Source organism: Candidatus Caldatribacterium sp. (assembly GCA_014359405.1).
Taxonomy (GTDB): domain Bacteria; phylum Atribacterota; class Atribacteria; order Atribacterales; family Caldatribacteriaceae; genus Caldatribacterium; species Caldatribacterium oleiphilum.
On the sequence record JACIZN010000187.1, the window covers coordinates 1 to 1,981 of the forward strand.

3 protein-coding genes are annotated in these 1,981 nt (G+C 56.9%); all 3 read left to right on the plus strand.

Annotation, left to right across the window (positions count from 1 at the left end):
- Window positions 1-243 (plus strand): dihydrolipoyl dehydrogenase (locus H5U36_10230; protein ID MBC7218483.1); only part of this gene is annotated, 243 nt, incomplete at its 5' end.
- Window positions 243-620 carry a glycine cleavage system protein GcvH gene (gene gcvH / locus H5U36_10235; protein MBC7218484.1) on the plus strand — a complete coding sequence of 126 codons (378 nt, stop codon included), beginning with the start codon at window positions 243-245 and terminating at the stop codon, window positions 618-620. The genes H5U36_10230 and gcvH, both read left to right, overlap by 1 nt.
- Window positions 621-676: 56 nt before the next feature.
- Window positions 677-1,393 (plus strand): lipoate--protein ligase family protein, encoded by a 717-nt coding sequence (locus H5U36_10240; protein ID MBC7218485.1) that lies wholly within the window; start codon window positions 677-679, stop codon window positions 1,391-1,393.
- Window positions 1,394-1,981 lie beyond the last annotated feature (588 nt).

Below are 1,981 nucleotides of genomic sequence, written 5' to 3' on the forward strand. Positions count from 1 at the left end.
ATCGAGGGATTCGTGAAGATTGTGAGCGACAAAAAAACCGGGGAAATCCTGGGGGTGCACATCATCGGTCCTTCGGCTTCAAACCTCATCGGGGAGGCCATTCTTGCAATGGCCCTTGAGAGTACGCCCCATGAAATTGCCTGGGCCATCCATCCCCACCCCACGCTCTCGGAGGCGGTTATGGAGGCGGCGGAAGCCGTTTTCGGTAGTCCGCTCCACTTTGCAGAAGGAGGAAATCGCTGATGCATATTCCGGAGGACCTCCTGTACACCCCTGAGCACTTCTGGGTCCGCAGGGAAAACGGTACGGCCCTCTGCGGCATTACCGATTACGCCCAGGGGGAACTCGGGGATGTGGTGTTCGTGGAGCTCCCCAAAGTCGGTGCCCAGGTTGCAAAAGGCGAGCGCATCGGGGACGTGGAGTCCATAAAAACGGTCTCCAACCTCTACGCCCCCCTCTCGGGGGAAATCGTCGAGGTGAACAGGGAACTCGAGGCAAAACCGGAGCTCTTGAACCAGGACCCCTACGGGAAGGGATGGATCTGCCGCATCAGGTACACGAAGGAAGAAGAGTGGTCCACACTCCTTAGTGCCTCGGCGTACCGGGAACGCATAAAGTAGTGTTTAGAGGTATTCTCCGGGTCCTTAAGGACTTGCCCCTTCCAGGGTGCGAGAATATGGCGCGGGATGAGGCCCTCCTTTCGGTGGGGAAGGTGCCGACCCTGCGCTTTTTTTCTTGGGATCGGCCGACCCTTTCTCTGGGGAAGCACCAGAAGGAGGACGAGCTCGATTTCTCCTTCCTCGAAAGGGCGGGCATCCCCCTCGTGCGGCGGCCAACCGGAGGACGGGCAATCCTCCACGGGGACGAGGTAACCTTCAGTTTCTTTCTCCCCCGGGGGGAGGTTCCTCACCCTCATCGCCTCCTCTACGACATCGTCCGGGAGGTTCTCAGGAAAGCTTTCGCCGACCTGGGACTTAAGGTTGATTCTTCCGTCTCTGGGGTCTCGTTTTTAGGCTCTCCCGCCTGTTTCTCCCTTGCGCTCCCTCATGAAGTCGCCGTTTTGGGGAAGAAGGTGGCCGGAATCGCCCAGGCCCGGACAATCCGGGGGAACCTCTTTGAAGGTTCCATCCCCTTTTCCATCGACCGGCTTTCCTTTGCCTCCTGTTTCCGCGAAAAGGAGAGAATCTACAGGGAACTCGAGGAGCGCTCTGCCGGCCTTCGGGAACTCCGGGCAGATCTCACAAGGGAAGAGCTCATGGAAAGGATGGTGATTCGTTTTGGGGAGCTCTTTGAGGGGGTGCACTTCGGGACGTGGGAAAAAGAAGAACTCCTCAGAGCCCAGGAGCTCCTCGGAGAAAAGTACGTTCCTTCTTCCCATCACCCTGGGCAGTAGGGGCAATTTGGGCTGGGACTCCTTCACCGGACGAAACCCCGAGTCACCGCAAGCCCCTTGATTTGTCGCCCTGGACCCTTTCGATTTGCAACCGCAAGCTCCCTGGTTTGCCACTGCAAGCGAAAGAAGCAGTCTCTGCTTCAACCCGTCATCGCAGGCACAAGCGATTTGAAATTGCTTCACCATACGAAAATGCAGGGTTCAGGTGACATGGTAGAGGAGACCGCTTCGGAAGCGAAAATACGACCTCGCGGTGACTAAGGGGATTGTGGCGGGGTTTCCTTCGAGTTGCTGGGGGCTTTTTAAAAGTCACCGCGGGTTCCTTTGATTTGTCGCTGTAAGCCCCTTGGTTTACCACTGAGACCTTTTTGGTTTGCCACTGCGAGCCCCCTTGGTTTGCCACCGTGGACCTGTTTGTTGCTGTAAGCCCCTTGGATCGTTACTACGGGCCCCCTTTGGTTCGTCACTACGATTTTGGTTTGTCGCTGCAAGCTCCTTTTGGTTTGTCGCTGCGAGTCCTTTTTGGTCTGTCGCTGCGAGCGAAGCGCATAGTGTCTCGTCAAGTGTGTCTAGCCAGCATGATAGCTT

Excerpts from the sequence above, each read along its gene's own strand:
- gcvH (MBC7218484.1), top strand. The coding sequence starts at position 243 with ATGCATATTCCGGAGGACCTCCTGTACACCCCTGAGCACTTCTGGGTC.
- H5U36_10240 (MBC7218485.1), top strand. The coding sequence starts at position 677 with ATGGCGCGGGATGAGGCCCTCCTTTCGGTGGGGAAGGTGCCGACCCTG.